The 4,605-nt window shown below is 66.6% G+C and carries 4 protein-coding genes; all 4 read right to left on the bottom strand.

Annotation, left to right across the window (positions count from 1 at the left end; all coding sequences use genetic code 11):
• A partial coding sequence (locus tag ACFYPD_RS34015; protein WP_387122896.1) for an FAD-dependent monooxygenase occupies window positions 1-89 on the bottom strand: 89 nt, incomplete at its 3' end.
• A gap of 1,174 nt (window positions 90-1,263) precedes the next feature.
• Window positions 1,264-2,592, bottom strand: a complete 1,329-nt coding sequence (locus ACFYPD_RS34010; RefSeq protein WP_387122893.1) for a TolB family protein — start codon at window positions 2,590-2,592, stop codon at window positions 1,264-1,266.
• 995 nt (window positions 2,593-3,587) lie between these two features.
• On the bottom strand, window positions 3,588-3,971 hold the full coding sequence (locus ACFYPD_RS34005) for a hypothetical protein (RefSeq protein WP_387122890.1): 384 nt from the start codon (window positions 3,969-3,971) through the stop codon (window positions 3,588-3,590).
• Window positions 3,968-4,240: a hypothetical protein gene (locus tag ACFYPD_RS34000; RefSeq protein WP_387122887.1), complete on the bottom strand. Its 273-nt coding sequence runs from the start codon at window positions 4,238-4,240 to the stop codon at window positions 3,968-3,970. The genes ACFYPD_RS34005 and ACFYPD_RS34000 overlap by 4 nt, the downstream gene beginning before the upstream one ends.
• Between the last annotated feature and the right edge of the window lie 365 nt (window positions 4,241-4,605).

Here is a 4,605-nt window from a genome sequence, read left to right as displayed (position 1 = left end):
GACGCCGGGTCCACGACGACGACGCGGATGCCACGGTCGCCGAGCAGTGCGGCGAGCACCGCTCCGACCGGTCCGCATCCGGCAATCACCACATCCGCGTCCACGGGTTAATGTTCATTGCCAACGCTCATGTTGGGCAAGGCCAGGGCGTGTAGCAGTCACTTGCCGATCCGTTCGCACAAGCCGGCGGGCCGCCCACGGGCAATAGGCCGGTGTGACCTCAGAGTGAACCAGGCCAACCGCGGCTGTGCCGACCCGGCGAAACGCGGTACCAGAGCCCGATCTGTGCGATTCCCAAGCTGACCGCCTGGGAGCCACACGTGGGAGCCACCGGGGCGAACTGGGCCGGACGGACAGGAACGGATCGAGTTGCCGAGCGTCGGAGGACCAGGACCAGGCGGACCGGACCGGACGGCTGGTCTTGGGAGTCTAAGGATCAGATGGCTACCAAGGGGCGCTGTCAGGACGGAGTACATGACCCTCCGAACCGCCCAAGACGTCATCGAAGCCCTCAGCGCATGGATCGATCAGGACGAGCCCCTAGGCGCCGCAGGCCGTCGATCGCGCGCTCGAACCGCACACCCGACAGGTGCGGCGGTGTCACGAGGGATGGACGAAGTCGATCCATTAGCTCAGCGTTTGCCTGTCGGATCAGTGACAAGGTGATCACTCGTCGTTGACAGGATGCTTCCTAGACGACCACCGTCGTGGTGCCGGCGGGCATTCGCCCGGCGGGCCCCAGCTGTTGAACCGTGCGCGAATCTTTGGCGGCGTGTTCGCCTCGCCGTAAGGAGGCACAGTCATGCGGTTCAGTCCACTGATTGCAGCGGTTCTCGTCGCTCCTGTGGCAGCGCTCGCGGGTGCCGTCGGCACCGGTCCCGCCGACCACGAAGAGACTCTCCGGCTGCTGGACACCGGTGCCACCATCGACGCGCCACCAGCGTAGCGGCGATAACCGGGTGCACCTGCGCCTACGAAGGCGCCGAGGGTCATGCCATCTTCCTGTTCAACCCCGTCGCTCATTCGCCGGTGACCTTCGTCCTGTCCCGGCGCTGACTGAGTTTCACCGCGTATCGCAGTCCGCGGCGGCTTGGACGCGGGGCGTCCATGAGCACCAGGTAGCAGTCGCGCGAGGGGCGCTCCCGCATCCGATCCGCGTGCGGGCCGCCGAACAGCTCCGGGGGCGTTCCGGGCGGTAGGTTGCGCCGCCGCCTGGGCGGCGCACCCTCGCTGGTACCGCAGGGCGGTCCCTTGGTCGTGTCGTCAGCTACCGAGGTCCCGGAGGAAAACGTCGTTCGCGCTATTGGTGTCGTTGGGCACCAGGTTGGTCGCCACCCCGCTGAAGAAGATTCGTCGGCCGTTGGCGCTGATCGACGGGCCGCCGGTCTGGCTGTTGCCCTGGATTCCGGCGGTGGAGACGCTGACGCGGGTGGTGGTGCCGGCTACGCGATCCCGCAGATAGACGTCCCACAGGTACCCGTTGGTGTCGCCGGCTACCAGGTTCGTTGCTCCCGAGTCGAAGACGACGTAGCGGCCGTCCGCGCTGATCGCCGAGTTATAGCTGTCCATGTTCGCTTGGGCGCCGCCGGTCGCGACACTGATCCTCGTCGTGGTGGCGGCGACGCGGTCTCGGAGGAAGATGTCGTAGCGGCCGTTGGTGTCGCCGGCCACCAGGTTGGTGGCGTACGAGTAGTAGGAGACGTAGCGGCCGTTGGCGCTGATCGCGGGGTGGTAGCTGTCGCTGTTCGCTTCGGCGCCGTTGGTGGCGTAGCTCAACGCGCTGGTGGTGGCGGTGGCGAGGTCGCGGACGAAGATCTCAGAACCGTTGTAGGTGAACGGCGTCGTCATGTTGGGCGCCGTCGAGGTGAACGCGACGTAGCGTCCATCGGGGGTGATGGCCGGCTGGCGGCTCTCCCCATAGGTGTCGCCGCCCGTGGTGGAGACGCTGATCCGGGTCGTGGTCGCGGCGATACGGTCCCACAGCATGATGTCCGGCGACCAGTTCTCGTCGCCCGGTACCAGGTTCGTCGCCCACGAGGTGTACGCGACGTAGCGCCCGTCGCCGCTGATCGTCGGCTCGTAGCTGGGGTAGTCGCCCTCGGCGCCGGCGGTGGAGACGCTGATCCGGGTGGTGGTTCCGGCGACGCGGTCGCGGAGGAAGACGTCGTCGGAGAGGTTGGTGTCGCCCGGCACGAGGTTGGCGGCGTCCGAGACGAAGGCGACGTAGCGGCCGTCGGCGCTGATGACCGGGTCGGTGCTGTTGACGGTGTATTGGGCGCCAGTCGTCTGGGCGCCGCCGGTCGCGACGCTGACCCGTTCTGTGGTGCCGGTGGCCCGGTCACGGACGAAGATGTCCGAGCGGCCGTTGGTGTCGCCGGGGACCAGGTTGGTGGCCTCCGATGCGAAGGCCACCCAGCGCCCGTCGGGGCTGATCCCGCGGCCTCCGCTGTGGTCGTTGCCCTGCGTCCCGCTGCTGGAGACGCTGATCCGGGTGGTGGTGGGCGCCGTGGCGGCCGCGGGGACGGCGTGGATTCCCACGAACGTCACAGTGGTGGTCGTCAGGATGGTGAGCCCGATGCGTAGATTCCTCATGTCGGCTCCAAGGACCAAATTCCGATGTTCAAGGGGGCATGCTCTCGCCCTCTTCGTCCACCACGAAGCTGCCGTTGGTCTGGTTGTCCGTGGTCTTGTGCTTGAGCGTCTGCTTCGACATCTGGTGCAGGATTTTGGCCTGGCGTTCACAGATGTCGAGTGTTCGGCGCACGCGTAGTAGCGATTGTCGGTGGCGTGGTTGCCGTCCAATCGCTATTCTTTCCGGGCCTAGTGTCCGGACGCAGGTCAGGGTGGTCCTGCTATCGGCGCAGGTCAAGGCCCATCTGACACAAAACAAGAGGAACGACAGCCGGAATCAGCATCTGGCACAACGCCGTTTTCGGTCACCCGGCAGGAGCGCCAGCAAACCCCTTGCCCTGCAACGGGTCCGCCGGCCTTCCCGCTGCCAAAGCGGCTGTTCCAGCAACTCGGTCACGTCACTTTCGAGCACCAATGCCGATTAGCGGATCTATTGCGGCTGGAGGGCGAAGCGACGGATTTGCATATAGCCTGACTTGCCTTATGAAATCATCATGTCGCACCACACGGGCAATAGTTCATGTGCGCAACTGTCCACGGAACACCCGCTCCGCCGGGCAACAGGACATCTAGGCCGCCTGACTGAGCGCGGGCGGGTGCCGCGGCTCCGACCCGAAGCCGGTCGACCTCAGCGGACGCCACGACCCTTGCCCAACCGCTGTTAGCGAGTTGTCGGTGGTGCTCAGGCGTGGAAGCGGCAGCGTTACGACACCAGCATTCCCGCCAAACTTTGGTGGCCGCTCGACGTGCGGTCGCGCCGACGACCGGGTCGTGGCCTTGTCAGGGGAAAGCCGGCCCATGGGTTACCGCAGGAGCGAGGTAGGCGCCGTGAGGTCCTCCGAGGCGTAGAGGTTCGTGATGGCGTCGGGATCATCGGTGGCGCAGACTGCGGCGATAGTGTCAATGAGTTCGTCGTATTCGGGACCGGTGTCGCCCTCGTAGGAGGCCGCCATCCGTCACGGCAGCATCTCCACCTTGTTCAGTGCGGCGAGATCCCTGATTGCGTTTCCCCGGATCTCGGCCGGCCCCCAGTTCTCGGTGCCGTACACGCCGAAGGTCGCCGCATCGATATGCCCCCGCCGAAAGGCCGCCCACGCCTCACCGCCGGTGAGGAACGCGTCGCTGGGAAGGTCTTCGGGTTTCGCAACGAGGGAGCCGCCCAGGACTTCCGAGTCGATCCGCACCCAGCGGCCGTCTTGGCGGTACTCGGTGATCCAGTGGTCCACGCCCTGGCCAGGTTGGAAATACGTGGCGAAGCCGCAGCGGGCCCGGGCGGCGAGCGCGCGGTAACGCAGCAAGGCACAGCTGAGCACGGCGAAGTGCCGGCACGTGCTGATCACCCCCGGGAGGGATGGCGTGCGACGGTCAGCTGGGCCGCGTCGAGGGCGAGCAGGGCGCCGATCAGACCGTTGACGGGACGGAGCTGGTTCTCGGCGAACCGCTCGTCGGGCACGCTCAGGCCCTTCGCGTCACTCGGCTGGACGACGAAATCGTGAACAAGGCGGCAGATCTCCACGGCCTCGCGCGGGAGGGTCGCCAGCGCAGGCTCATGGACCGTGTCGATCCTCGTCAGTGGACCTGCCACCGCGTAATCGATCACCCTTGTCATGCCGGGCATCGTAGGCGGCACCACCCAGCTTTGCTGTCCCCCTGCCCAACGCGACCGCCTCGCGAGCATTGCCGGGGACTTGGCGCCGTGCCTGGCGGCGAGGGACCAGTTCATGCATCAGAAGAGCTATCCACGGATACTGGACCGGCCCCACGACATCCGCGTCTGCCCCGATCCGCGCGTTACAGAGCGTCATGTGGAGTGAAGAGAGCTGCACGAGCCACCGCAGCTTGGGCCTGCAGGGGACGCGGGCGACGGTGCTGACCGTGTCGGCCTGAGCCTGGGCGGCCGGCTGCGGGGTGGGCGCGCTGATCACCAGGCGCAGGGCGCGTAGTCCTTCAGGAAGCAGCCGTACAGGTCTTCGC

Origin of the sequence: Micromonospora sp. NPDC005299 (genome assembly GCF_042872345.1) — a bacterium.
Taxonomy (GTDB): Bacteria; Actinomycetota; Actinomycetes; order Mycobacteriales; family Micromonosporaceae; genus Micromonospora.
Note: the sequence above shows the minus strand (reverse complement) of the source record. Positions and strands in the feature narration are given on the sequence as shown.

Coding starts and splice junctions, on each gene's coding strand:
- ACFYPD_RS34010 (WP_387122893.1), bottom strand. CDS start 2,592: ATGAGGAATCTACGCATCGGGCTCACCATCCTGACGACCACCACTGTG.
- ACFYPD_RS34000 (WP_387122887.1), bottom strand. CDS start 4,240: ATGACAAGGGTGATCGATTACGCGGTGGCAGGTCCACTGACGAGGATC.